The following is a 24,462-nucleotide window of genomic DNA, read 5'->3' as shown; positions in this document are numbered from 1 at the left end:
TCGAGGCGGGCCCGGAGGAATCCGGCGCCCGCCTCTTGCGTTTCTCCGGTAGACAGCCCTCACATCGGCCTGAAGGCGATCCTGGAGCCGAGGATCGCTACGATGGGTGCTCCGGAGCCTGACCGGGGGACCCGGATCGCGCACGAGGAGTCCTCTTGGCAGACGAGGCCCAGCACCTGACCGCCGCCAAGCCCGAGCCCACCCCGGGCCCCGCGGCGACGCCCGCGTCGCACGCGAAGAACGACGCCCGTGGGCCGGTCGAGCACGACCGCTCCGCGTCCGTCGACAGGCCGGCCGAAGAGCCGCGCCCCAAGCCGGCGCCGCGCGAGCGCGCCGCGAACCCGCCCGCGGTGCGCCCGACGTCCGGCCAGCCCGCCCGTTCCGGCTCCTCGAACCGCGTCCGTGCCCGCCTCGCCCGCCTCGGTGTCCAGCGCGCCAACCCCTACAACCCGGTCCTGGAGCCGCTGCTGCGGATAGTGCGCAGCAACGACCCCAAGATCGAGACCGCGACCCTCCGCCAGATCGAGCGCGCCTACCAGGTGGCAGAGCGCTGGCACCGCGGCCAGAAGCGCAAGAGCGGCGACCCGTACATCACGCACCCGCTCGCCGTGACCACCATCCTCGCCGAGCTGGGCATGGATCCGGCCACGCTGATGGCGGGCCTGCTGCACGACACCGTCGAGGACACCGAGTACGGCCTCGACCAGCTCCGCCGCGACTTCGGCGACACCGTCGCCCTCCTCGTCGACGGCGTCACCAAGCTGGACAAGGTCAAGTTCGGTGAGGCCGCGCAGGCCGAGACCGTGCGCAAGATGGTCGTCGCGATGGCCAAGGACCCGCGCGTCCTGGTCATCAAGCTCGCCGACCGCCTGCACAACATGCGCACCATGCGCTACCTCAAGCGCGAGAAGCAGGAGAAGAAGGCGCGCGAGACCCTCGAGATCTACGCGCCGCTCGCCCATCGCCTGGGCATGAACACCATCAAGTGGGAGCTGGAGGACCTCGCCTTCGCGATTCTCTACCCCAAGATGTACGACGAGATCGTACGGCTGGTGGCCGAGAGGGCACCGAAGCGTGACGAGTATCTGGCCATAGTGACCGACGAGGTCCAGTCCGACCTGCGCGCCGCCCGCATCAAGGCGACCGTCACCGGCCGCCCGAAGCACTACTACAGCGTCTACCAGAAGATGATCGTCCGCGGCCGTGACTTCGCGGAGATCTACGACCTGGTGGGCATCCGCGTTCTCGTGGACACCGTCCGCGACTGCTACGCGGCCCTCGGCACGGTGCACGCGCGATGGAACCCGGTCCCCGGCCGGTTCAAGGACTACATCGCGATGCCCAAGTTCAACATGTACCAGTCGTTGCACACGACGGTCATCGGCCCCAACGGCAAGCCGGTCGAACTCCAGATCCGTACGTTCGACATGCACCGCCGCGCCGAGTACGGCATCGCCGCGCACTGGAAGTACAAGCAGGAGGCCGTCGCCGGCGCCTCCAAGGTCCGCAGCGACGCCCCCAAGTCGTCCGGCAAGGGCAAGGACGACCACCTCAACGACATGGCGTGGCTGCGCCAGCTGCTCGACTGGCAGAAGGAGACCGAGGACCCGGGCGAGTTCCTGGAGTCGCTGCGCTTCGACCTCTCCCGCAACGAGGTCTTCGTCTTCACGCCGAAGGGTGACGTCATAGCGCTGCCGGCGGGAGCCACCCCGGTGGACTTCGCGTACGCGGTGCACACCGAGGTCGGCCACCGGACCATAGGGGCACGGGTCAACGGCCGCCTCGTACCGCTCGAGTCCACCCTGGACAACGGCGACCTGGTGGAGGTCTTCACCTCCAAGGCGTCCGGCGCCGGCCCCTCCCGCGACTGGCTCGGCTTCGTCAAGTCGCCGCGCGCCCGCAACAAAATCCGGGCGTGGTTCTCCAAGGAGCGCCGCGACGAGGCGATCGAGCAGGGCAAGGACGCCATCGCGCGCGCGATGCGCAAGCAGAACCTGCCGATCCAGCGGATCCTGACGGGCGACTCGCTCGTCACGCTCGCGCACGAGATGCGCTACCCGGACATCTCCTCGCTCTACGCCGCTATCGGTGAGGGCCATGTCGCCGCGCAGAACGTCGTGCAGAAGCTCGTCCAGGCCCTCGGCGGGGAGGAGGCCGCCACCGAGGAGATCGACGAGAGCGTGCCGCCCGCGCGTGGCCGCGGCCGCAAGCGCCGCTCCAACGCCGACCCGGGTGTCGTGGTCAAGGGCGTCGACGACGTGTGGGTCAAGCTGGCCCGGTGCTGTACGCCCGTCCCCGGCGACCCGATCATCGGCTTTGTCACGCGCGGTAGCGGAGTATCGGTTCACCGCAGCGACTGCGTCAACGTGGAGTCACTGTCCCGCGAACCGGAGCGCATCCTCGAGGTCGAGTGGGCGCCCACGCAGTCCTCGGTCTTCCTGGTCGCCATCCAGGTCGAGGCCCTGGACCGCTCCCGGCTCCTCTCGGACGTCACGCGCGTGCTGTCCGACCAGCACGTCAACATCCTCTCCGCGGCCGTCCAGACCTCCCGCGACCGTGTCGCCACCTCCCGCTTCACCTTCGAGATGGGCGACCCCAAGCACCTCGGGCACGTCCTGAAGGCGGTCAGGGGCGTGGAGGGCGTCTACGACGTGTACCGGGTGACGTCGGCACGCAGGCCGTAGAGCGAGCCCCACGCATGCGAGAGGCCCCCGTACGCCACGTACGGGGGCCTCTGCGCTACGACGGAGAGGACGGGGTCAGCCGCCGAACTCGTGCAGACCCTTCAGCGCCTGGTCCAGGAGCGCCTGGCGGCCCTCCAGCTCCCGCTCGAGCTTCTCCGCCCTGGCGGTGTTGCCCTGGGCGCGCGCCTGGTCGATCTGCCCCCGCAGCTTGTCGACGGCCGCCTGGAGCTGACCGGTCAGCCCCTCGGCACGCGCGCGTGCCTCCGGGTTGGTCCGGCGCCACTCGGTCTCCTCGGCCTCCTGGATGGCCCGCTCGACGGCGTGCATCCGGCCCTCGACCTTCGGCCGCGCGTCGCGCGGGACGTGGCCGATGGCCTCCCAGCGCTCGTTGATCGAGCGGAAGCCGGCCCGTGCCGCCTTCAGATCCGTCACCGGCAGGAGCTTCTCGGCCTCCTCGGCCAGCTCCTCCTTCAGCTTCAGGTTCTCCGACTGCTCGGCGTCCCGCTCGGCGAATACCGAGCTGCGGGCGGCGAAGAAGACGTCCTGGGCGCCGCGGAAGCGGTTCCACAGGTCGTCCTCATGCTCGCGCTGGGCGCGGCCCGCGGCCTTCCACTCCGCCATCAGATCGCGGTAGCGCGCGGCCGTCGGCCCCCAGTCGGTCGAGCCCGACAGCGCCTCGGCTTCGGCGACCAGCCGCTCCTTGGTCCTGCGGGCCTCCTCGCGCTGGGCGTCCAGCTGCGCGAAGTGCGCCTTGCGGCGCTTGGAGAACGCCGACCGCGCGTGCGAGAAGCGGTGCCACAGCTCGTCGTCCGACTTGCGGTCGAGCCGCGGCAGACCCTTCCAGGTGTCCACCAGGGACCGCAGCCGCTCACCGGCCGACCGCCACTGGTCGGACTGCGCCAGCTCCTCCGCCTCGGTGACCAGCGCCTCCTTGGCGTGCCGTGCCTCGTCGGACTGCTTGGCCCGCTGCTGCTTACGCTCCTCGCGCCGCGACTCGACCGTCGCCACCAGCTTGTCCAGCCGGCCCCGCAGCGCCTCCAGGTCGCCCACCGCGTGGTGGGCGTCGACCTGCTCGCGAAGATGGTCGATGGCCGTCTGGGCGTCCTTGGCGGACAGGTCGGTGGTCCGGACTCGCTTCTCGAGGAGGCCGATCTCGACAACCAGGCCTTCGTACTTGCGCTCGAAGTAGGCCAGCGCCTCCTCAGGAGAGCCGGCCTGCCAGGAACCGACGACCTGCTCGCCGTCGGCCGTACGCACGTACACGGTCCCCGTCTCGTCGACGCGGCCCCACGGGTCGCTGCTCACAGCGCCTCCTCCACATGATGCCTGCGGGGGGCCTCAGCTCCCCCGGCATCGTCCACAGTTTCGTCACGGCCAACATAGGCGACCAGCGGGTTACCTGTCCGCATCCAGCGCGACCGAAATTTCGGAGCTGGCCGTGCTGGTCATCAGGATTTCGTGACGGTCGCCTTGTTGATCACAACGGTCGCGTTGGGAGCCCCGTCACCGGCCCCCGTGTTCTCGCCCGCGGCGGCGATTTTCTTCAGGACCTTCATGCCCGATTCGGAAACGGTACCGAACGGTGTGTAGTCGGGCGGCAGCTGGCTGTCCTGGTAGACGAGGAAGAACTGGCTGCCTCCGGTGTTACGACCCTGCCCCGAGCTGGAGTCGTACTGGTTCGCCATCGCGACCGTGCCCGCCGGGTAGACGTTGTCCTTCAGGCTCTTGTCCTTCAGGTTCTCGTCCGGAATCGTGTAGCCGGGACCGCCGCTGCCGCTGCCCGTCGGGTCGCCGCACTGCAGCACGTAGATGCCGGTGGTGGTCAGCCGGTGGCACTTGCTGTGGTCGAAGAAGCCCTTGCCGGCAAGGAAGTTGAACGAATTCACCGTGTGCGGGGCCGCCGACGTCTTCAGCGCGAGGTCTATGTCGCCGCACGTCGTCGCGAGCTTCATCGTGTACTTCGCCGACTTGTCGATCGTGATCGCCGGCTCCTTCTTCCAGCTCAGCGACTTGACCTTGCCGTCGGCGGCCTTCTCACAGGGGTCCTTCACCGCGCTCGGACTGGCGGACGCGGACGCGGTCGCGCTCGCGTTGGCCTTGTCGTCGTCCCCCTTGAGGACGCCGGTCGTGTACAGCGCCAGGCTGCCGACCAGGATCACGCCGAGCACCGACGCGATCACCGAGTTGCGAACGCGCGACTTGCGCCTGGCAGCGGTACGACGCTGCTGCTGCCGCAAGAACTTCTCCCGGGCGAGCTGCCGCCGCCGCTGTTCCTGGGTGACCACGGGGTTTTCTCCTCATGCGTCTCGTACGTCGACTGGGACGCGTGCGTCTGGTGTGCCGACCGCCTGCGTGTGCCCCGTACCGTATATGGGTTCGCTGAGTAATCGGCAGCGCCGGTAGGCTTCTGACCACAGCTGCAGCCGCCCGTATCGACACAACGAAGGACGATCGTGCTCATTGCCGGGTTCCCCGCCGGGGCCTGGGGGACGAACTGTTATCTCGTCGCCCCCGCCGCCGGTGAGGAGTGCGTGATCATCGACCCGGGCCACCAGGCCGCCCAAGGAGTCGAGGAAGCGCTGAAGAAGCATCGGCTCAAGCCTGTCGCCGTCGTCCTCACCCACGGCCACATCGATCACGTGGCCTCGGTCGTCCCGGTGTGCGGCGCGCACGACGTACCGGCGTGGATCCACCCCGAGGACCGCTACATGATGAGCGACCCCGAGAAGGCGCTCGGCCGTTCCATCGGGATGCCGCTGATGGGCGAGCTCACCGTGGGGGAGCCGGACGACGTCAAGGAGCTGACCGACGGCGCGAAGCTGGAGCTGGCGGGCCTGGAGCTGTCCGTCGCGCATGCGCCCGGCCATACCAAGGGGTCGGTGACCTTCCGGATGCCCGAGACCGCCGACATCCCGTCGGTCTTCTTCTCCGGGGATCTGCTGTTCGCCGGCTCCATCGGACGCACCGACCTGCCCGGCGGTGACATGGCCGAGATGCTCGACTCGCTGGCCCGCGTGTGCCTGCCGCTCGACGACTCGACCGTGGTGCTGTCCGGCCACGGCTCCCAGACGACCATCGGCCAGGAGCGCGCCACCAACCCGTATCTGCGGCAGGTGGCCTCCGGCCAGGGAGCGAACGTGAATACGGCTCCCCGACGAGGAATGTGACGAGAGACTTCCGTGAGCACCTTCAAGGCCCCCAAGGGCACGTACGACCTGATCCCGCCGGACAGCGCCACGTACCTCGCCGTGCGCGAGGCGATCGCCGCACCCCTGCGCAACTCCGGCTACGGCTACATCGAGACGCCCGGCTTCGAGAACGTCGAGCTGTTCGCGCGCGGTGTCGGTGAGTCCACCGACATCGTGACCAAGGAGATGTACGCCTTCGAGACCAAGGGCGGCGACAGGCTCGCGCTGCGCCCCGAGGGCACCGCGTCCGTGCTCCGGGCCGCCCTGGAGGCCAACCTCCACAAGGCGGGCAACCTCCCGGTCAAGCTGTGGTACTCCGGCTCGTACTACCGCTACGAGCGCCCCCAGAAGGGCCGTTACCGGCACTTCTCCCAGGTCGGCGCCGAGGCGATCGGCGCCGAGGACCCGGCCCTGGACGCCGAGCTGATCATCCTGGCGGACCAGGCGTACCGCTCGCTGGGCCTGCGCGACTTCCGCATCCTGCTGAACAGCCTGGGCGACAAGGAGTGCCGCCCGGTGTACCGGGAAGCGCTCCAGAACTTCCTCCGGGGCCTGGACCTGGACGAAGACACCCTGCGCCGCGCGGACATCAACCCCCTGCGCGTCCTGGACGACAAGCGCCCGGACGTCCAGAAGCAGCTGACCGACGTCCCGCTGCTGCGCGACTATCTCTGCGACGCCTGCAAGGCGTACCACGAGGAGGTCCGCGAGCTGATCACGGCGGCGGGCGTCGCCTTCGAGGACGACCCGAAGCTGGTCCGCGGCCTGGACTACTACACGCGGACGACCTTCGAGTTCGTCCACGACGGTCTGGGCTCCCAGTCCGCGGTGGGCGGCGGCGGCCGCTACGACGGCCTGTCCGAGATGATCGGCGGTCCCGCGCTGCCGTCCGTCGGCTGGGCCCTCGGCGTCGACCGCACGGTCCTGGCCCTGGAGGCGGAGGGCGTCGAACTCGAACTCCCCGCGTCCACCAGCGTGTTCGCGGTCCCGCTGGGCGAGGAGGCCCGCCGGATCCTCTTCGCCAAGGTCACCGAACTGCGCAAGGTCGGCATCGCCGCCGACTTCTCCTACGGCCACAAGGGCCTCAAGGGCGCCATGAAGAACGCCAACCGCAGCGGCGCCCGTTACACGCTCGTCGCCGGCGAGCGCGATCTCGCCGAGGGCCTCGTCCAGCTCAAGGACATGGAGTCCGGCGAGCAGACGGCGATCGGCGTGAACGAGATCGTGGCGGAGCTGGAATCGCGGCTCGGCTAGTCATCCGTACGGATGGAAGGGCGCCGGGGGCCTCAGCGGCAACCGGCGCCCTTTCCCTGGGCGGCCGCTGTCCGGAACCGAACGTTCGGGGACGTTTGCGCGTACTCCCTTATACGAAGCGAACGGTGAGCACGCGCACGCGTGCGGCACAATGGCCACTGCCCGGAGAATGTCCAGCTCTCAAGTGACGGAATCGGCGTGATGAGCAAGACGACAGTCAAAAACGTCTCCACCGAGCGCGAGCCGGAGCGTGCGGCCCCCACGCCGCGCACGGTGGGCGGCAGCCGTGCCTTCGCCGTCCTGCTGCTGATCACCGGCGCGGCCGGACTGCTCGCCGCGTGGGTCATCACGATCGACAAGTTCAAGCTGCTCGAGGCCAAGGTCGCCGGCACGACGTTCACGCCCGGCTGCAGTCTGAACCCCGTCGTCTCCTGCGGCAGCGTGATGGAGAGCAAGCAGGCCGCCGCCTTCGGCTTCCCCAACCCGATGCTCGGCCTCGTCTGCTACGGCATCGTGATCTGCGTCGGCATGAGCCTGCTCGCCGGTGCCCGCTTCCCGCGCTGGTACTGGCTCACCTTCAACTTCGGCACCCTCTTCGGCGTGGCCTTCTGCACCTGGCTGCAGTTCCAGTCCCTGTACCGGATCAACGCGCTGTGCCTGTGGTGCTCCCTGGCCTGGGTCGCCACGATCATCATGTTCTGGTACGTGACGTCGTTCAACGTCCGCAACGACTTCCTGCCCGCCCCGCGCTGGCTGAAGAGCTTCTTCGGCGAGTTCACCTGGGTCGTGCCCGTGCTGCACATCGGCATCATCGGCATGCTGATCCTGACCCGCTGGTGGGATTTCTGGACCAGCTGACAGGCCCGGCGGGATTGTCAGTGCGGTGATTTAGGGTTTCCAGGGTGGAGCCCGATCTGTTCACCGCCGCCGCAGAAGACCGCCAGGAGAAGGACCCCGCCGGGAGCCCCCTGGCGGTCCGGATGCGCCCTCGCATCCTCGACGAGGTCGTCGGCCAGCAGCACCTGCTGAAGCCGGGCTCGCCCTTGCGCCGACTCGTCGGCGAGGGCACGGGCGGCCCGGCCGGACCGTCCTCGGTGATCCTCTGGGGCCCGCCCGGCACCGGCAAGACGACCCTGGCGTACGTCGTCTCGAAGGCCACCAACAAGCGGTTCGTGGAACTCTCGGCGATCACCGCGGGCGTCAAGGAGGTCCGCGCGGTCATCGACGGCGCCCGCCGCGCCACCGGCGGGTACGGCAAGGAGACCGTCCTCTTCCTCGACGAGATCCACCGCTTCAGCAAGGCCCAGCAGGACTCCCTGCTCCCGGCCGTCGAGAACCGCTGGGTGACCCTGATCGCCGCGACGACCGAGAACCCGTACTTCTCCGTCATCTCGCCCCTGCTGTCCCGCTCCCTCCTCCTCACCCTCGAACCCCTCACCGACGACGACCTGCGCGGCCTGCTCCGCCGCGCCCTGAGCGACGAACGCGGGCTCAAGGACGCCGTCGCCCTCCCCGAGGACACCGAGGAACACCTCCTGCGGATCGCCGGCGGCGACGCCCGCCGCGCCCTGACCGCCCTGGAGGCCGCCGCCGGGGCCGCCCTCGACAAGGGCGAGACGGAGATCGCGCTCACCACGCTCGAGGAGACGGTCGACCGGGCCGCCGTGAAATACGACCGCGACGGCGACCAGCACTACGACGTGGCGAGCGCCCTCATCAAGTCCATCCGCGGCTCCGACGTCGACGCCGCCCTGCACTACCTGGCCCGGATGATCGAGGCCGGCGAGGACCCCCGCTTCATCGCCCGCCGCCTGATGATCTCCGCCAGCGAGGACATCGGCCTGGCCGACGCGAACGCCCTGCCGATCGCGGTCGCCGCCGCCCAGGCCGTCGCCATGATCGGCTTCCCGGAGGCCGCCCTCACCCTCAGCCACGCCACCATCGCCCTGGCCCTGGCCCCCAAGTCCAACGCCGCCACCACGGCGATCGGCGCCGCCCTGGACGACGTACGCAAGGGACTGGCGGGACCGGTCCCGCCGCATCTGCGCGACGGGCACTACAAGGGCGCGGCCAAACTGGGGCACGCGCAGGGGTACGTGTACCCGCACGACCTGTCCGAAGGCATCGCCGCCCAGCAGTACGCGCCGGACGCCATCAAGGACCGCGAGTACTACACACCCACCCGGCACGGCGGCGAGGCGCGCTACGCGGACGCGGTCGAGTGGACCAGGAAACACCTCGGTCGCAAGGGGTCCTGAGCACCCTGTAGAATCCCTCGGAGTGCTGAGTCCCGTGTCCGGCCCGTCGCAAGAGGGAGCCGGCACCACCAGAACGGGACATCCAGCCGGAGTCTCTGCCTCACGGCGGAGATTCCAGGAGCGTCGCGCACCGTCGAAGGTGTCGCGGGCAGCCCACCACCACCCGGATTCCCGGGACAGGTCGGTGGGCCACTCGCGTGCTGCACGTATGTGCCCAGACCAGGGAGCGGCTGCCCGGCCCGTCCGCAAGGACGAGGCGGGTTTCCCAGGCTGCGGATGCGACCTCCCTTAACTCTGGTGAGCCGAAAACCAGGAAAGAGAAAAAGACAGTGGCGAATCAGTCCCGCCCCAAGGTCAAGAAGTCGCGTGCCCTCGGCATCGCGCTGACCCCGAAGGCCGTCAAGTACTTCGAGGCCCGCCCCTACCCGCCGGGTGAGCACGGCCGTGGCCGCAAGCAGAACTCGGACTACAAGGTCCGTCTGCTCGAGAAGCAGCGTCTGCGCGCGCAGTACGACGTGTCCGAGCGCCAGCTCGTCCGCGCCTACGAGCGTGCCTCCAAGGTCCAGGGCAAGACCGGTGAGGCCCTGATCATCGAGCTCGAGCGCCGTCTCGACGCGCTGGTCCTGCGTTCGGGCATCGCCCGCACGATCTACCAGGCCCGCCAGATGGTCGTCCACGGCCACATCGAGGTCAACGGCCAGAAGGTCGACAAGCCGTCCTTCCGCGTCAAGCCCGACGACGTCGTGATGGTCCGCGAGCGCAGCCGCGAGAAGACCCTGTTCCAGGTCGCGCGTGAGGGTGGCTTCGCCCCCGACGGCGAGACCCCGCGCTACCTCCAGGTGAACCTCCGCGCCCTGGCCTTCCGCCTGGACCGCGAGCCGAACCGCAAGGAAGTTCCGGTCATCTGCGACGAGCAGCTGGTCGTCGAGTACTACGCCCGCTGATCACCAGCCGGGTGTAGCACCTCAGCCCGCCGTCTCCCCGCCCTTCCGGGTGGGCGAGGCGGCGGGTTTCCGCATGTCGGCGGGCACCTGAGCCGAGCAGGTCGTGGAAGGCGTGAGGGCCGACCAGGCAGTCCGTCAGCAGCTTGCGGGCCCTGGCAGGGGAAGGCCGCGTCGGCCCGGCAAGTCGGCGGCCGCGCCCGTTCCCTATACGCGCGGCCACCTCGTTCTGCCGGGAAGAGAACCAGTTCAGCTCGCACCAGATCGCCAGGCCCATGCACCAGTCGTGGTGCCGACGCCGGCACCGCGGCCGCCCCGCCGTCGGCTCGATCGCCGTCGGGATCCTGTCCAGGCGCCGGCACGGCTCCCGTACGTCCTCGTCGTCGCCAGGTCGCTCACCAGAGCGGCACAGGCCTCCATGAGGTGCTCGAACCCGTCGAGGACCAGCAGGAGTTGACGCTCGGCGAGAATCGCGAGCAGCGTCTCGCGGGACAGCCGCGTGGTGTGGTCGGCCGGCCCCAGGGCCTCCACGACCACGTACTCGACGAACTCCGGATCGCGCAGCGGAGCCAGGTCCACCTGCCACACCCCGTCGCGCGCCGCGCGGTGTCGAGCGCCCGGGCCGACCCGGCGGGTTCGCCCGCCTCACGAACGCGTTGGTCTCCAGCGGAGGGTTGCCGTCCGACGGGCGGTCCTCGCGCCGGTGATCTCGCACGGCACACGGAACGTACTGACTCGTGTTCACTCCGTACAGCCGCTTCGCGCAACTCCAGTCGGCGCGGGCGGTAATCCGGTACGGAGCGGCATGCCCGGCGCGATAGGCTCGGTGCACGACTTTTTCGATGTAGAGGCACGTTTCAGGGAGCGGGTGCGCAGTGTCCGGTGGAGAGGTGGCCGGGATCCTGGTGGCCGTCTTCTGGGCGATCCTGGTCTCCTTCCTCGCTGTGGCACTGGCGAGGCTGGCCCAGACGCTCAGGGCGACCACCAAGCTCGTGGCGGACGTGACCGACCAGGCCGTCCCGCTGCTGGCCGACGCCTCCGCCGCGGTGCGCTCGGCGCAGACCCAGATCGATCGGGTCGACTCGATCGCATCGGACGTCCAGGAGGTCACGTCGAACGCGTCGGCGCTGTCGACGACGGTCGCCTCCACCTTCGGCGGACCCCTGGTCAAGGTCGCCGCCTTCGGCTACGGCGTCCGCCGGGCCCTCGGCGGCCGCCGGGACGACGACGTGCCCGCCAAGGCCCCCCGGCGTACCGTGATCGTGGGCCGCACCGTCCCGGCCGCGCGGCGGGAGAAGCGGAACGCCCGCGGAAAGAAGGACTGACCGAGCGATGTTCCGCCGTACGTTCTGGTTCACCACGGGCGTCGCCGCCGGTGTGTGGGCCACCACCAAAGTCAACCGCAAGCTGAAGCAGCTGACCCCCGAGAGCCTCGCCGCGACCGCGGCGAACAAGGCACTCGACGCCGGTCACCGGCTCAAGGACCGCGCGGTGGGCTTCGCGCTCGACGTCCGCGACAACATGGCCCAGCGGGAGGCCGAGCTGGGGGAGGCGCTGGGGATCCACGAGGACCCCGAACTCCCCGCTCCCCGGTGCTTCGCCGCCATCGAGAACCGCAACAACCCGAAGTACGTCGAGAGGTCGACGTACTCGTACAACCGGAATGAGGACCACTGATGGAGTCGGCTGAGATCCGCCGCCGCTGGCTGAGCTTCTTCGAGGAGCGCGGGCACACCGTCGTCCCTTCGGCGTCGCTCATCGCGGACGACCCGACTCTGCTCCTCGTCCCGGCCGGCATGGTGCCCTTCAAGCCCTACTTCCTGGGTGAGGTCAAGCCGCCCTTCCCGCGCGCCACCAGCGTGCAGAAGTGCGTGCGCACGCCCGACATCGAAGAGGTCGGCAAGACCACGCGCCACGGCACCTTCTTCCAGATGTGCGGCAACTTCTCCTTCGGCGACTACTTCAAGGAAGGCGCCATCAAGTACGCCTGGGAGCTGCTCACCAGCCCCCAGGACAAGGGTGGTTACGGCCTTGAGCCGGAGAAGCTCTGGATCACCGTCTACAAGGACGACGACGAGGCCGAGCGCATCTGGCACGAGGTCGTCGGTGTGCCGAAGGAGCGCATCCAGCGCCTCGGCATGAAGGACAACTACTGGTCCATGGGCGTCCCCGGCCCCTGCGGCCCCTGTTCCGAGATCAACTACGACCGCGGCCCCGAGTTCGGCGTCGAGGGCGGCCCCGCCGTCAACGACGAGCGGTACGTGGAGATCTGGAACCTCGTCTTCATGCAGTTCGAGCGGGGCGAGGGCATCGGCAAGGACAACTTCGAGATCCTCGGCGACCTGCCCAGCAAGAACATCGACACGGGCCTCGGCCTGGAGCGTCTCGCCATGATTCTGCAGGGCGTGCAGAACATGTACGAGATCGACACCTCCATGGCCGTCATCAAGAAGGCCACCGAGCTGACCGGTGTCGAGTACGGCGACGCGCACGCCTCCGACGTCTCCCTGCGCGTGGTCACCGACCACATGCGCACGTCCGTGATGCTGATCGGCGACGGCGTCACCCCCGGTAACGAGGGCCGCGGCTATGTGCTGCGCCGCATCATGCGCCGCGCCATCCGCAACATGCGTCTGCTCGGCGCCACCGGTCCGGTCGTCAAGGACCTGATCGACACGGTCATCGCGATGATGGGCCAGCAGTACCCGGAGCTCGTCACCGACCGCGAGCGCATCGAGAAGGTCGCCCTCGCCGAGGAGAACGCCTTTCTCAAGACGCTGAAGGCCGGCACCAACATCCTCGACACCGCCGTCACCGAGACCAAGGCCACCGGTGCCACGGTCCTGCCCGGCGACAAGGCCTTCCTGCTCCACGACACCTGGGGCTTCCCGATCGACCTCACCCTCGAGATGGCCGCCGAGCAGGGGCTGTCCGTGGACGAGGAGGGCTTCCGGCGCCTGATGAAGGAGCAGCGGGAGCGCGCCAAGGCCGACGCCCAGGCCAAGAAGACCGGCCACGCCAGCCTCGGTGCCTACCGTGAGATCGCCGACGCCGCCGGCGCCACCGACTTCATCGGCTACACCGACACGGACGCCGAGTCGACCATCGTCGGCATCCTCGTCGACGGCGCGTCCTCCCCGGCCGCCAGCGAGGGCGACGAGGTCGAGATCGTTCTCGACCGCACCCCGTTCTATGCCGAGGGCGGCGGCCAGATCGGCGACACCGGCCGCATCAGGGTGGACTCCGGTGCCGTCATCGAGGTCCGTGACACCCAGAAGCCGGTCCCGGGCGTGTACGTCCACAAGGGCGTCGTCCAGGTCGGCGAGGTGACCGTCGGAGCCAAGGCCCACGCCTCGATCGACGCCCGTCGCCGCAAGGCCATCGCCCGCGCCCACTCGGCCACGCACCTCACCCACCAGGCCCTGCGCGACGCCCTCGGCCCCACGGCCGCCCAGGCCGGTTCGGAGAACCAGCCCGGCCGCTTCCGCTTCGACTTCGGTTCGCCGTCCGCCGTGCCGACGGCCGTGATGACCGACGTCGAGCAGAAGATCAACGAGATCCTCGCCCGCGACCTCGACGTGCGCGCCGATGTCATGGGCATCGACGAGGCCAAGAAGCAGGGCGCCATCGCCGAGTTCGGCGAGAAGTACGGCGAGCGCGTCCGCGTCGTGACCATCGGCGACTTCTCCAAGGAGCTGTGCGGCGGCACGCACGTGCACAACACCGCCCAGCTGGGTCTGGTGAAGCTGCTCGGCGAGTCGTCGATCGGCTCGGGTGTGCGCCGTATCGAGGCCCTCGTCGGCGTGGACGCCTACAACTTCCTCGCCCGTGAGCACACGGTCGTCGCCCAGCTTCAGGAGCTGATCAAGGGGCGTTCGGAAGAGCTCCCGGAGAAGGTCTCCGCCATGCTCGGCAAGCTGAAGGACGCCGAGAAGGAGATCGAGAAGTTCCGCGCGGAGAAGGTGCTCCAGGCTGCCGCCGGTCTCGTCGAGTCCGCCAAGGACATCCACGGCGTCGCGGTCGTCACCGGTCAGGTGCCGGACGGCACCACGCCCGACGACCTGCGCAAGCTGGTCCTCGACGTGCGCGGCCGCATCCAGGGCGGCCGGGCCGCCGTGGTCGCCCTGTTCACGGTCAACAACGGCAAGCCGCTCACGGTCATCGCCACCAACGAGGCCGCCCGCGAGCGTGGCCTCAAGGCCGGCGAACTGGTCCGCACGGCCGCCAAGACCCTCGGCGGCGGCGGTGGCGGGAAGCCGGACGTCGCCCAGGGCGGTGGCCAGAACCCGGCCGCCGTCGGCGAGGCCGTCGACGCCGTCGAGCGGCTGGTCGCCGAGACCGCCAAGTAAGAGACGGCTGAGCGTATGAGAAGAGGACGTCGACTCGCGATCGACGTCGGGGACGCCCGTATCGGGGTCGCCTCGTGCGACCCCGACGGGATCCTCGCCACCCCGGTGGAGACCGTCCCCGGGCGTGACATCCCGGCAGCTCACCGCAGGTTGAAGCAGCTCGTCGAGGAGTACGAACCGATCGAGGTCGTCGTCGGACTCCCTCGCTCCCTCAAGGGGGGCGAGGGCCCGGCCGCGGTCAAGGTCCGTGGCTTCGTCCAGGACCTGGCCAAGGGCATCGCCCCCGTTCCGGTGCGTCTCGTCGACGAGCGGATGACCACGGTGACGGCGAGTCAGGGACTGCGGGCCTCGGGAGTGAAGTCCAAGAAGGGCCGATCGGTCATCGACCAGGCAGCCGCTGTGATCATCCTTCAGCAGGCGCTGGAATCCGAACGGGTGTCAGGTAAACCACCCGGAGAGGGCGTCGAAGTGGTTGTCTGATCGCGATACGGTAACGTTCCGCGCGATGCGGCGGTGTTCGAACAGCTGCCGCACAGAGAGAGGCGGAACGTCAGCCGGCCCGCAAGCCGCGTGACTGCCGCCTCGCGGCTCTAGGGGATCGATGACTGAGTATGGCCGGGGCCCAGGCTCCGAACCGTGGCATCCGGAGGACCCGTTGTACGGGGACGGCGGATGGGAAGGGCAGCAGGGCGACGTCGGCCATCAGTCTGCCTACGGCGGCCAGCCGCAGCACTACCCGCAGCAGCCGCAGCAGCAGGAGTACGGCGACTGGGGCAACGGCGGCCAGCAGGCCGCGTACGGTCAGGCGCAGCAGTACGACCAGCAGTACGACACCCAGTACCAGCAGTACGGCCAGCAGCACTACCCGGACCAGTCCCAGCAGCAGTACCCGCAGGGCGGCTGGGACGGCACCGGCACGCACGCGCACGTCCCCTATGCCGCCGACCCGGGCGACCCCTACGGTCAGCAGGCCGCCGCGTACGGCGCCGAACAGCCCGACCTCTACGGCACCCCCGAGGCGTATCCGCCGCCGGAGCCGCCCAACCGGCGGCGCGCCGAACCGGAGCCCCGCGTCGACTGGGACCCGGGCCCCGACCAGGGCGAACACGCCTTCTTCGCGGGCGGGGACGACGATGACGACGACACCGACGACCCGGACGGCCGGCGCGGCCGTGGCGACCGGCGGGGCAAGGGCGGCGGCAAGGGCAAGAAGCGCCGCAACGGGTGCGCCTGCCTGATGGTCGTCCTGGTGTTCGGCAGCGGCCTGGCCGGAGTCGGTTATTACGGCTACCAGTTCTACCAAAATCGTTTCGGCGCGGCGCCGGACTACGCGGGCGACGGCACCAGCGAGACCGTGAGCGTCGAGATCCCCAAGGGAGCCGGCGGCTACGACATCGGCCGCAAGCTGAAGGACGCGGGCGTCGTGAAAAGCGTCGACGCCTTCGTGTCCGCGCAGCAGCAGAATCCCAAGGGGAACACGATCCAGGCGGGCGCGTACATCCTGAACAAGGAGATGTCCGCGGCAAGCGCTGTCAAGATGATGCTCGACCCGAAGAGCCAGGCCAATGTCGTGGTCACTCCGGGCGAGCGGAATGTGCTCGCCTATAAGGCTATCGACACCAAACTCGGCCTTTCCTCGGGCACCACCAGGAAGGTCGCCGAGAAGGAATACAAGAGCCTCGGACTGCCGAAGTGGGCGAACACCGACACTGACATCAAGGACCCGCTGGAAGGCTTCCTCTTCCCGGGCACCTATCCCGCGGCCAAGGGCATGAAGCCCGAGACGGTCCTGAAGCAGATGGTCGCGCAGGCCAACGAGGTGTACGGGAAGTACGACCTCACGGCCAAGGCCAAGGCGTTCGACCTGGACAACCCGCTGCAGGTGATCACGGTCGCCAGCCTCGTCCAGGCCGAGGGCAAGACGCACGACGACTTCCGCAAGATGGCGGAGGTGATCTACAACCGCCTCAAGCCGACGAACACCGAGACCAACCGGCTGCTGCAGTTCGACTCGACCTTCAATTACCTGAAGAACGAGAGCAACATCCACATCAGCGAGTCCGAGATCAACAGCAACAAGGACCCGTACAACACCTACACCAACAAGGGCCTGCCGCCCGGTCCCATCGGCAACCCCGGCGAGGACGCACTGAAGGCGGCGCTGAATCCGACCGACGATGGCTGGATCTACTTCGTGGCGACCGACGGTCAGAACAACACCGAATTCGCCAAGACCTACGACGACTTCCAGAAACTCAAGGACAAGTTCGATGCCAGCACGGGCAACTGACGCCCGCCGGGCCGCCGTACTCGGTTCGCCCATCGCCCACTCCCTCTCCCCGGTGCTGCACCGCGCCGCGTACGCGGAGCTGGGGCTCGCCGACTGGACGTACGACCGGTTCGACGTCGACGAGGCCGGACTGCCCGGGTTCTTCGCGGACCTCGGACCGGAGTGGGCGGGGCTGTCGCTGACCATGCCGCTCAAGCGGGCCGTCATCCCGCTGCTCGACGAGATCAGCGAGACGGCGGCCTCGGTCGAGGCCGTCAACACGGTCGTGTTCACCGAGGACGGCCGTCGTGTCGGCGACAACACCGACATCCCGGGCATGGTCGCCGCCCTGCGCGAGCGAGGCGTCGAACAGGTCGACACCGCGGCGGTCCTCGGCGCCGGTGCCACCGCCTCCTCCGCGCTGGCCGCGCTGTCCCGGATCTGCACCGGCGAGGTCGTCGCCTACGTCCGCAGCGAGTCCCGGGCCGCCGAGATGCGGCAGTGGGGCGAGCGCCTCGAGGTGGACGTCCGTACGGCGGACTGGGCGGACGCGGCCGAGGCGCTGCGCTTTCCGCTGGTCGTCGCCACCACCCCCGCCGGTACGACGGACGCCCTCGCCGGCGCCGTACCCGAGCGGCCCACCACCCTCTTCGACGTCCTCTACGACCCCTGGCCCACCACTTTGGCGGCCCGCTGGTCGATGTACGGCGGGGCTGTCGTCAGCGGGCTCGACCTGCTGGTCCACCAGGCGGTGCTGCAGGTCGAGCAGATGACCGGCCGTGCTCCGGCCCCCATGGAGGCCATGCGCGAGGCGGGCGAGCACGCCCTGGCCGCCCACTAGAGCGTCCTGCCCCGCGTCCGCCTGATGGACCTGCGGCCGGGTTCGTTCCGCGGACGTGGGAGGATCGGAGGTGGCGGGCCGGGGCCGCGCACCTGGTCGTGCCGTCGCCGTACGCGAGGACGCGCGTACGCAGGGCAGTTACGAGGGCGCGAGCACTGAGGAGCACCGTTGAGCAGGCTGCGTTGGCTGACCGCGGGGGAGTCCCACGGTCCCGCACTCGTCGCGACGCTGGAGGGCCTTCCCGCCGGCGTGCCGATCACCACGGAGTTGGTGGCCGACCATCTGGCGAGGCGGCGGCTGGGCTATGGGCGCGGTGCGCGGATGAAGTTCGAGCGTGACGAGGTCACGTTCCTCGGTGGTGTCCGGCACGGCCTCACCATGGGCTCCCCGGTCGCGATCATGGTGGGCAATACCGAGTGGCCCAAGTGGGAGAAGGTCATGGCGGCCGACCCCGTGGACCCGGCGGAGCTCGCCGAGCTCGCCCGCAACGCCCCGCTGACCCGGCCGCGCCCCGGCCACGCCGACCTGGCCGGCATGCAGAAGTACGGCTTCGACGAGGCCCGGCCGATCCTGGAGCGGGCCTCCGCCCGGGAGACCGCGGCCCGTGTCGCACTCGGCGCGGTGGCCCGGTCGTACCTGAAGGAGACGGCCGGCATCGAGATCGTCTCGCACGTCGTGGAGCTGGCCGCCGCGAAGGCGCCCTACGGCGTCTACCCGACCCCCGCCGACGTCGAGAAGCTGGACGCCGACCCGGTGCGCTGCCTGGACGCGGATGCGTCGAAGGCGATGGTCGCGGAGATCGACCAGGCCCACAAGGACGGCGACACCCTCGGCGGCGTGGTCGAGGTGCTCGCGTACGGCGTGCCGGTGGGTCTGGGCTCGCACGTGCACTGGGACCGACGCCTGGACGCGCGCCTGGCCGCCGCCCTCATGGGTATCCAGGCGATCAAGGGCGTCGAGGTCGGCGACGGCTTCGACCTGGCGCGGGTGCCCGGCTCGAAGGCACACGACGAGATCCTCACCACGGACGAGGGCATCAAGCGGGCCACCGGCCGCTCCGGCGGCACCGAGGGCGGCCTGACCACCGGTGAGCTGCTGCGCGTCCGCGCGGCGATGAAGCCCATCGCGACCGTGCCGCGGGCCCTGCAGACCGTGGACGTCGCCACCGGCGAGGCGGCACAGGCCCACCACCAGCGCTCCGACGTGTGCGCGGTCCCCGCGGCCGGCATCGTCGCCGAGGCGATGGTCGCGCTGGTGCTGGCCGACGCGGTGGCGGAGAAGTTCGGTGGCGACAGCGTCCCCGAGACCCGCCGCAACGTGCGGTCGTACCTCGACAACCTGCACATCCGATGAGCGGGCCGCTGGTCGTCCTGGTCGGGCCGATGGGCGTGGGCAAGTCCACCGTCGGGCAGCTGCTGGCCGAGCGGCTCGGCGTCGCCTACCGGGACACCGACGACGACATCGTCACCGAGCAGGGGCGGAGCATCGCCGAGATCTTCGTCGACGAGGGCGAGGACGCCTTCCGCGCGACCGAGAAGCAGGCCGTGCAGCGCGCGCTGGCCGGGCACGACGGTGTCCTGGCGCTGGGCGGCGGCGCGGTGCTCGACGCCGACACGCGCGGCCTGCTGGCCGGACTGCGTGTGGTCTATCTCTCGATGGACGTCGAGGAAGCCGTCAAGCGCACCGGCCTCAACGCGGCCCGGCCGCTGCTCGCCGTCAACCCGCGCAAGCAGTGGCGAGAGCTGATGGAGGCCCGCCGGCACCTGTACGAGGAGATCGCCACGGCCGTCGTGGCGACGGACGGCCGAACCCCCGAAGAGGTCACCCAGGCCGCCCTGGACGCACTGGAGTTGAAGGAAGCATGAGCGAGTCTGTGACGCGGATCCAGGTCGGTGGCAGCGCGGGCTCCGCGCCCTACGAGGTCCTGGTGGGTCGTCAGTTGCTGGGCGAGCTCGGCGGACTGGTCGGCGACAAGGCCAGGCGGGTCGCCGTCATCCACCCCGAGGCGCTCGCCGAGACCGGCGACGCCCTCCGGGCCGACCTGGCCGAGCAGGGCTTCGAGGCCGTCGCCATCCAGGTGCCCAACGCGGAGGAGGCCAAGACCGCCGAGGTCGCCGCGTACTGCTGGAAGGCGCTCGGCCAGTCCAACTTCACGCGCTCCGACGTCGTCGTCGGTGTCGGCGGCGGCGCGACCACGGACCTCGCCGGGTTCGTGGCGGCGACCTGGCTGCGCGGGGTGCGCTGGATCGCCGTCCCGACCACCGTGCTCGCCATGGTGGACGCGGCCGTCGGCGGCAAGACCGGCATCAACACGGCGGAGGGCAAGAACCTCGTCGGCGCCTTCCACCCGCCGGCCGGCGTGCTGTGCGACCTGGCCGCGCTGGACTCGCTCCCGGTCAACGACTACGTCTCCGGGCTCGCCGAGATCATCAAGGCCGGCTTCATCGCCGACCCGGTGATCCTGGACCTCATCGAGTCCGACCCCGAGGCCGCCCGCACCCCCGCGGGCCCGCACACCGCCGAGCTCATCGAGCGCTCCATCAAGGTCAAGGCCGACGTCGTGTCGTCCGACCTGAAGGAGTCGGGGCTGCGGGAGATCCTCAACTACGGGCACACCCTCGCGCACGCCATCGAGAAGAACGAGCGCTACAAGTGGCGCCACGGCGCGGCGGTTTCGGTGGGCATGCACTTCGCCGCCGAACTCGGCCGACTGGCCGGCCGCCTCGACGACGCCACGGCCGACCGCCACCGCACGGTCCTGGAGTCGGTGGGCCTGCCGCTGCACTACCGCTACGACCAGTGGCCCAAGCTGCTGGAGACCATGAAGGTCGACAAGAAGTCCCGCGGCAACCTGCTGCGCTTCATCGTCCTCGACGGACTGGCCAAGCCGACCGTCCTGGAGGGACCGGACCCGGCGGTGCTGCTCGCCGCGTACGGCGAAGTGGGCGAATAGGTCCCGCAGCGCCCCATCCGCCCGATTCGCTGTGCACACAGGGCACTTCGGACCGCCCCCGGCCGTTCACCAAACGACAGCCGGGGGCGGTACCGTTCGGTAGCGACGGGGTTTGCACCCCGTGCCATCGCCCCTTGCCTGCCGCGAGTGACCCGAAGCGACTCAGGCGCCCCGGAGGCGAAAGCGCCAGAAGACACGAGACGGAGTGGCACCGGATGCAGCACGCAGTGGGTTCTCCGCTGCCGCCGCCCCACCAGCCGGGGCACGGTCCGGCCGTCGGCTGGTCGCCGGCCGCACAACACCAGGGACCGCACCACCCGGGTGCGCAGCCGGGACCCACGCCGGTGCCGCCCCCTCCTCCGGCACCGGGATTCTCCGGCGTTCCGATGCCGGGACCTGTTCCGCCCGTCCCGCCCGCGCCGCCCCGCGCCGTACCGCAGCACCCGTCGGTGCCGCCGGCCCCGGACACCACCGGCCATGTCCCGCTGCCGCCCGGCGGCCCCGTCGGCATGCCCAGCGCACCGCCCGCCACGACAGCGCCCGACCCGGCCGGCACGACCCTCGCGGTGCTGCTCATCGGCCCCGCGGGTGCCGGCAAGACCAGCGTCGCCAAGTTCTGGGCCGATCACCGCCGCGTCCCCACCGCGCACATCAGCCTCGACGACGTACGCGAATGGGTCCGTTCCGGCTTCGCCGACCCGCAGTCGGGGTGGAACGACAACTCCGAGGCGCAGTACCGTCTGGCCCGCCGCACCTGCGGCTTCGCCGCGCGCAACTTCCTCGCCAACGGCATTTCCTGCATCCTCGACGACGCCGTCTTCCCCGACCGCCCGGTCGTCGGCCTCGGTGGCTGGAAGCGGCACGTGGGGCCCGGGCTGCTTCCGGTCGTCCTCCTGCCGGGCCTGGACATCGTCCTGGAGCGCAACGCCGAACGTACCGGCAACCGGCGCCTCACCGACGAGGAGGTCGCCCGCATCCACGGCCGCATGGCGGGCTGGTACGGCTCGGGTCTCCCGATCATCGACAACTCCCAGCTCGACGTACCGGCGACGGCGCGCGTCCTGGACGACGTCCTGGCGCGGTCGATCGCCAGTCCGCCGCAGTGGTAGAGGGAGCGCTTCGGGGCCGGTCCGGCCGAGCAGGTCGCAGAGAGGCGCCGGTGGCTGACAGGCGCCGGTGGCTGACAGGCGCCGGTGAGCGGGGGCGTGGGGTGCCCCTGCTCGAGCGAGGCCGGGACAGGGTGAGTGCGTGCCAGAGCCCGCGGCTGCGGCATGATCCGCCGGACAGGGCCGAGGAACCCCGGAGGGGAGTCCCCCGAACGGCGCCCGCCCACTCGGCCCTCCCAACCGGCGAGATCCGGCCATCGCTCGTAGGCTCGGCTCATGTCAGAGGTGTACGCGGCCCGTCGGACGCGGCTACGGGAGCGCTGCAACGCGGGCGGCAGCGCGGCGGCACTGGTCTCCCGTTCCGCCAATGTGCGCTACCTCACGGGCGCGGCCCCGCGGGGCGCTGTCCTGTTGCTGGGAAAGCGCGAGGACCTGCTGGTCTGCAGCGGCTCACCGGACGAACGGCCGACGGAGGGCCGGCCCGACGAGGCGCTGCGCGTGCACGTCCTGCCCGGACCCGGCGGTGATCCGGCCGTCGCGGCCGCCGGCGTCGGCGCGGCCCAGGGCGCCGACTCCCTCGCCGTCGAGGAACACCACCTCACCGTGGCCCGGCACCGCGCCATCCGCTCGGTGGCGCCCCGGCTGCGGCTCGCCGACCTCGGGGGCGCGGTCGAGCAGCTCAGGGTGGTCAAGGACGAGGAGGAGATCTCCTGCCTCCGGATCGGCGCCGAGATCGCCGACCAGGCGCTCGGTGAGCTGCTGGAGTCCATCCTCGTCGGGCGTACCGAGCGCCACCTCGCCCTCGAACTGGAGCGGCGCCTCGTCGACCACGGCGCCGACGGCCCCGCCTTCCCGACCTCCGTCGCCACCGGCCCGAACTCCGGCCGGCGCACCCACGCGCCGACCGACCGCCGGGTCGAGGAGGGTGATTTCCTCTCCGTCTGCCTCGGCGCCACGTACCGCGGCTACCGCTGCGAGATCGGGCGCACGTTCGTCATCGGTACGTCCCCGGCGGACTGGCAGATCGACCTGTACGACCTCGTCTTCGCCGCCCAGCGCGCCGGACGGGAGTCGCTGGCGCCCGGCGCGGCGTACCGCGACGTGGACCGCGCCGCACGTCAGGTACTGGACTCCGCGGGGTACACGGGGGGCCTGTCACCGCTCACCGGACACGGTGTCGGACTCGAAATCGACGAGGACCCGCAGCTGGCCCCCGCGGCCATGGGTAAACTGGATGCCTGCGTGCCGGTCACCGTCGAACCGGGGGTCCACCTCCCGGGCCGGGGCGGTGTCCGGATCGATGACACGCTCGTCGTACGCCCCGAGGCGGACGGCGGACCCGAGCTACTCACCATCACGACCAAGGAGCTGCTCGCGCTGTAGGAGTGCGTGCCCCGTGGTCGTCCACGTCAGTCCAGGAGATTCCGCAACCGTGGCTTCCACGAACGACCTCAAGAACGGCCTGGTGCTCAAGCTCGAAGGCGGCCAGCTCTGGTCCGTCGTCGAGTTCCAGCACGTCAAGCCCGGCAAGGGCCCGGCTTTCGTGCGCACCAAGCTGAAGAACGTGCTTTCCGGCAAGGTCGTCGACAAGACGTTCAACGCCGGTGTCAAGGTCGAGACGGCCACTGTCGACAAGCGCGACATGCAGTTCTCGTACATGGATGGCGAGTACTTCGTCTTCATGGACATGGACACGTACGACCAGCTGATGATCGACCGCAAGACGGTCGGCGACGCCGCCAACTTCCTGATCGAGGGCTTCACGGCCGTCGTCGCCCAGCACGAGGGCGAGGTGCTCTTCGTCGAGCTGCCGGCCGCCGTCGAGCTCGTCGTCCAGGAGACCGAGCCGGGCCTGCAGGGCGACCGCTCCACCGGCGGCACCAAGCCCGCCACCCTGGAGACCGGCCACCAGATCCAGGTCCCGCTCTTCATCACCACCGGTGAGAAGATCAAGGTCGACACCCGCACGAGCGACTACCTCGGCCGGGTGAACAGCTAACCGTGGCTGCCCGCAACACGGCCCGCAAGCGCGCCTTCCAGATCCTCTTCGAGGGCGACCAGCGCGGCGCCGACGTCCTGACGGTCCTCGCGGACTGGATCCGGCTCTCGCGGGCCGACACCCGGCAGCCGCCGGTGAGCGAGTACACGATGCAGCTGGTCGAGGGCTACGCGGAACACGCGCGGCGCATCGACGAGCTGATCGCCCAGTACTCGGTCGGCTGGACGCTCGACCGGATGCCGGTCGTCGACCGCAACATCCTGCGTCTCGGCGCCTACGAGCTGATCTGGGCCGACGACATCCCGGACGCCGTGGTGCTGGACGAGATGGTGCAGCTGGCGAAGGAGTTCTCCACGGACGAGTCGCCCTCGTTCGTCAACGGCCTGCTCGGCCGTCTGAAGGAGCTGAAGCCCTCGCTGCGCCGCGACGAGGCGTAAGAGGCGCCGGAAGACCGCAAGACACGGCGAATGCCGGAGGGCCCGCAGCGCGACTGCTGCGGGCCCTCCGGCATTCGCCGTACTCCCGGTGTACCCGTGAGACCCCTGAGGCCTGCAGAAAGCCGCCGGGGGGGGGGGGGCCCGGTTGGTAGGGGCCCCCCCGCCGCCCCCACACCCCCCCCC

General features: G+C 70.0%; 22 protein-coding genes. 19 read left to right on the top strand and 3 right to left on the bottom strand.

Going from position 1 to position 24,462, the window contains the following annotated elements; all coding sequences use genetic code 11:
* Positions 1 to 155 precede the first annotated feature (155 nt).
* Complete coding sequence (locus ABT114_RS18600) at positions 156 to 2,684, top strand: RelA/SpoT family protein (RefSeq protein ID WP_351143803.1); 2,529 nt, start codon at positions 156 to 158, stop codon at positions 2,682 to 2,684.
* A gap of 75 nt (positions 2,685 to 2,759) precedes the next feature.
* Here ABT114_RS18600 and ABT114_RS18595 read toward each other — a convergent pair whose 3' ends face one another.
* Positions 2,760 to 3,989, bottom strand: coding sequence for a DUF349 domain-containing protein (locus ABT114_RS18595; RefSeq protein ID WP_351143801.1), 1,230 nt, complete (start codon positions 3,987 to 3,989; stop codon positions 2,760 to 2,762).
* 143 nt (positions 3,990 to 4,132) lie between these two features.
* Complete coding sequence (locus ABT114_RS18590; RefSeq protein WP_351143799.1) at positions 4,133 to 4,969, bottom strand: peptidylprolyl isomerase; 837 nt, start codon at positions 4,967 to 4,969, stop codon at positions 4,133 to 4,135.
* A gap of 168 nt (positions 4,970 to 5,137) precedes the next feature.
* Between ABT114_RS18590 and ABT114_RS18585 the strand changes: the two genes are divergently transcribed.
* The 5 genes from ABT114_RS18585 (at position 5,138) to rpsD (ending at position 10,328) form a co-directional block, all read left to right on the top strand.
* Complete coding sequence (locus ABT114_RS18585) at positions 5,138 to 5,851, top strand: MBL fold metallo-hydrolase (protein WP_351143797.1); 714 nt, start codon at positions 5,138 to 5,140, stop codon at positions 5,849 to 5,851.
* 12 nt (positions 5,852 to 5,863) lie between these two features.
* Complete coding sequence (hisS, locus tag ABT114_RS18580; protein WP_351143795.1) at positions 5,864 to 7,126, top strand: histidine--tRNA ligase; 1,263 nt, start codon at positions 5,864 to 5,866, stop codon at positions 7,124 to 7,126.
* A gap of 201 nt (positions 7,127 to 7,327) precedes the next feature.
* A complete protein-coding gene (locus ABT114_RS18575; protein ID WP_351143793.1) occupies positions 7,328 to 7,984 on the top strand; it encodes a vitamin K epoxide reductase family protein in 657 nt (218 codons plus the stop codon).
* A gap of 44 nt (positions 7,985 to 8,028) precedes the next feature.
* Entirely contained in the window at positions 8,029 to 9,384 is a 1,356-nt protein-coding gene (locus tag ABT114_RS18570) for a replication-associated recombination protein A (RefSeq protein WP_351143791.1), read from the top strand.
* Positions 9,385 to 9,713: 329 nt separating this feature from the next.
* Positions 9,714 to 10,328, top strand: coding sequence for a 30S ribosomal protein S4 (gene rpsD / locus ABT114_RS18565; protein ID WP_351143789.1), 615 nt, complete (start codon positions 9,714 to 9,716; stop codon positions 10,326 to 10,328).
* A gap of 246 nt (positions 10,329 to 10,574) precedes the next feature.
* Here rpsD and ABT114_RS18560 read toward each other — a convergent pair whose 3' ends face one another.
* Positions 10,575 to 10,904, bottom strand: a complete 330-nt coding sequence (locus ABT114_RS18560) for a hypothetical protein (RefSeq protein ID WP_502988341.1) — start codon at positions 10,902 to 10,904, stop codon at positions 10,575 to 10,577.
* Positions 10,905 to 11,200: 296 nt separating this feature from the next.
* On the opposite strand from ABT114_RS18560, the gene ABT114_RS18555 reads away from it, so the two are divergent.
* From ABT114_RS18555 to nusB, 13 genes are all read left to right on the top strand, one after another.
* Positions 11,201 to 11,650 (top strand): DUF948 domain-containing protein, encoded by a 450-nt coding sequence (locus tag ABT114_RS18555; protein ID WP_351143787.1) that lies wholly within the window; start codon positions 11,201 to 11,203, stop codon positions 11,648 to 11,650.
* A 7-nt stretch (positions 11,651 to 11,657) separates the two neighbouring features.
* Positions 11,658 to 12,002: a hypothetical protein gene (locus ABT114_RS18550; protein WP_351143785.1), complete on the top strand. Its 345-nt coding sequence runs from the start codon at positions 11,658 to 11,660 to the stop codon at positions 12,000 to 12,002.
* A complete protein-coding gene (gene alaS / locus ABT114_RS18545) occupies positions 12,002 to 14,674 on the top strand; it encodes an alanine--tRNA ligase (RefSeq protein WP_351143783.1) in 2,673 nt (890 codons plus the stop codon). The genes ABT114_RS18550 and alaS overlap by 1 nt, the downstream gene beginning before the upstream one ends.
* Positions 14,675 to 14,689: 15 nt before the next feature.
* Complete coding sequence (ruvX, locus tag ABT114_RS18540) at positions 14,690 to 15,154, top strand: Holliday junction resolvase RuvX (protein ID WP_351143781.1); 465 nt, start codon at positions 14,690 to 14,692, stop codon at positions 15,152 to 15,154.
* Between the two features lie 121 nt (positions 15,155 to 15,275).
* Positions 15,276 to 16,964 (top strand): endolytic transglycosylase MltG, encoded by a 1,689-nt coding sequence (gene mltG, locus ABT114_RS18535; RefSeq protein WP_351143779.1) that lies wholly within the window; start codon positions 15,276 to 15,278, stop codon positions 16,962 to 16,964.
* The gene (locus ABT114_RS18530; protein ID WP_351143777.1) at positions 16,945 to 17,784 is read left to right on the top strand and encodes a shikimate dehydrogenase; all 840 of its coding nucleotides are present in this window, start codon (positions 16,945 to 16,947) and stop codon (positions 17,782 to 17,784) included. Before mltG ends, ABT114_RS18530 begins: the two co-directional genes overlap by 20 nt.
* Before the next feature lie 168 nt (positions 17,785 to 17,952).
* A complete protein-coding gene (gene aroC, locus ABT114_RS18525; protein ID WP_351143775.1) occupies positions 17,953 to 19,137 on the top strand; it encodes a chorismate synthase in 1,185 nt (394 codons plus the stop codon).
* The gene (locus ABT114_RS18520; RefSeq protein ID WP_351143773.1) at positions 19,134 to 19,649 is read left to right on the top strand and encodes a shikimate kinase; all 516 of its coding nucleotides are present in this window, start codon (positions 19,134 to 19,136) and stop codon (positions 19,647 to 19,649) included. Before aroC ends, ABT114_RS18520 begins: the two co-directional genes overlap by 4 nt.
* The gene (gene aroB / locus ABT114_RS18515; RefSeq protein WP_351143771.1) at positions 19,646 to 20,737 is read left to right on the top strand and encodes a 3-dehydroquinate synthase; all 1,092 of its coding nucleotides are present in this window, start codon (positions 19,646 to 19,648) and stop codon (positions 20,735 to 20,737) included. The genes ABT114_RS18520 and aroB overlap by 4 nt, the downstream gene beginning before the upstream one ends.
* Positions 20,738 to 20,952: 215 nt before the next feature.
* Entirely contained in the window at positions 20,953 to 21,846 is an 894-nt protein-coding gene (locus ABT114_RS18510; RefSeq protein ID WP_351143769.1) for a Pro-rich N-terminal domain-containing protein, read from the top strand.
* A gap of 273 nt (positions 21,847 to 22,119) precedes the next feature.
* On the top strand, positions 22,120 to 23,226 hold the full coding sequence (locus ABT114_RS18505; protein WP_351143767.1) for an aminopeptidase P family protein: 1,107 nt from the start codon (positions 22,120 to 22,122) through the stop codon (positions 23,224 to 23,226).
* Positions 23,227 to 23,275: 49 nt separating this feature from the next.
* Positions 23,276 to 23,842: an elongation factor P gene (gene efp / locus ABT114_RS18500; RefSeq protein WP_351143765.1), complete on the top strand. Its 567-nt coding sequence runs from the start codon at positions 23,276 to 23,278 to the stop codon at positions 23,840 to 23,842.
* A gap of 2 nt (positions 23,843 to 23,844) precedes the next feature.
* On the top strand, positions 23,845 to 24,279 hold the full coding sequence (gene nusB / locus ABT114_RS18495) for a transcription antitermination factor NusB (RefSeq protein ID WP_351143763.1): 435 nt from the start codon (positions 23,845 to 23,847) through the stop codon (positions 24,277 to 24,279).
* Positions 24,280 to 24,462 lie beyond the last annotated feature (183 nt).

It is taken from the genome of Streptomyces sp. NPDC002088, assembly GCF_040296605.1.
Lineage (GTDB): Bacteria > Actinomycetota > Actinomycetes > Streptomycetales > Streptomycetaceae > Streptomyces.
Note: the sequence above shows the minus strand (reverse complement) of the source record. Positions and strands in the feature narration are given on the sequence as shown.

Bases quoted from the DNA above. Each gene is read 5' to 3' on its own strand.
- ABT114_RS18575 (WP_351143793.1), top strand. From the start codon at position 7,328: ATGAGCAAGACGACAGTCAAAAACGTCTCCACCGAGCGCGAGCCGGAG.
- ABT114_RS18550 (WP_351143785.1), top strand. From the start codon at position 11,658: ATGTTCCGCCGTACGTTCTGGTTCACCACGGGCGTCGCCGCCGGTGTG.
- alaS (WP_351143783.1), top strand. From the start codon at position 12,002: ATGGAGTCGGCTGAGATCCGCCGCCGCTGGCTGAGCTTCTTCGAGGAG.
- ruvX (WP_351143781.1), top strand. From the start codon at position 14,690: ATGAGAAGAGGACGTCGACTCGCGATCGACGTCGGGGACGCCCGTATC.
- mltG (WP_351143779.1), top strand. From the start codon at position 15,276: ATGACTGAGTATGGCCGGGGCCCAGGCTCCGAACCGTGGCATCCGGAG.
- ABT114_RS18530 (WP_351143777.1), top strand. From the start codon at position 16,945: ATGCCAGCACGGGCAACTGACGCCCGCCGGGCCGCCGTACTCGGTTCG.
- ABT114_RS18520 (WP_351143773.1), top strand. From the start codon at position 19,134: ATGAGCGGGCCGCTGGTCGTCCTGGTCGGGCCGATGGGCGTGGGCAAG.
- aroB (WP_351143771.1), top strand. From the start codon at position 19,646: ATGAGCGAGTCTGTGACGCGGATCCAGGTCGGTGGCAGCGCGGGCTCC.
- ABT114_RS18510 (WP_351143769.1), top strand. From the start codon at position 20,953: ATGCAGCACGCAGTGGGTTCTCCGCTGCCGCCGCCCCACCAGCCGGGG.
- ABT114_RS18505 (WP_351143767.1), top strand. From the start codon at position 22,120: ATGTCAGAGGTGTACGCGGCCCGTCGGACGCGGCTACGGGAGCGCTGC.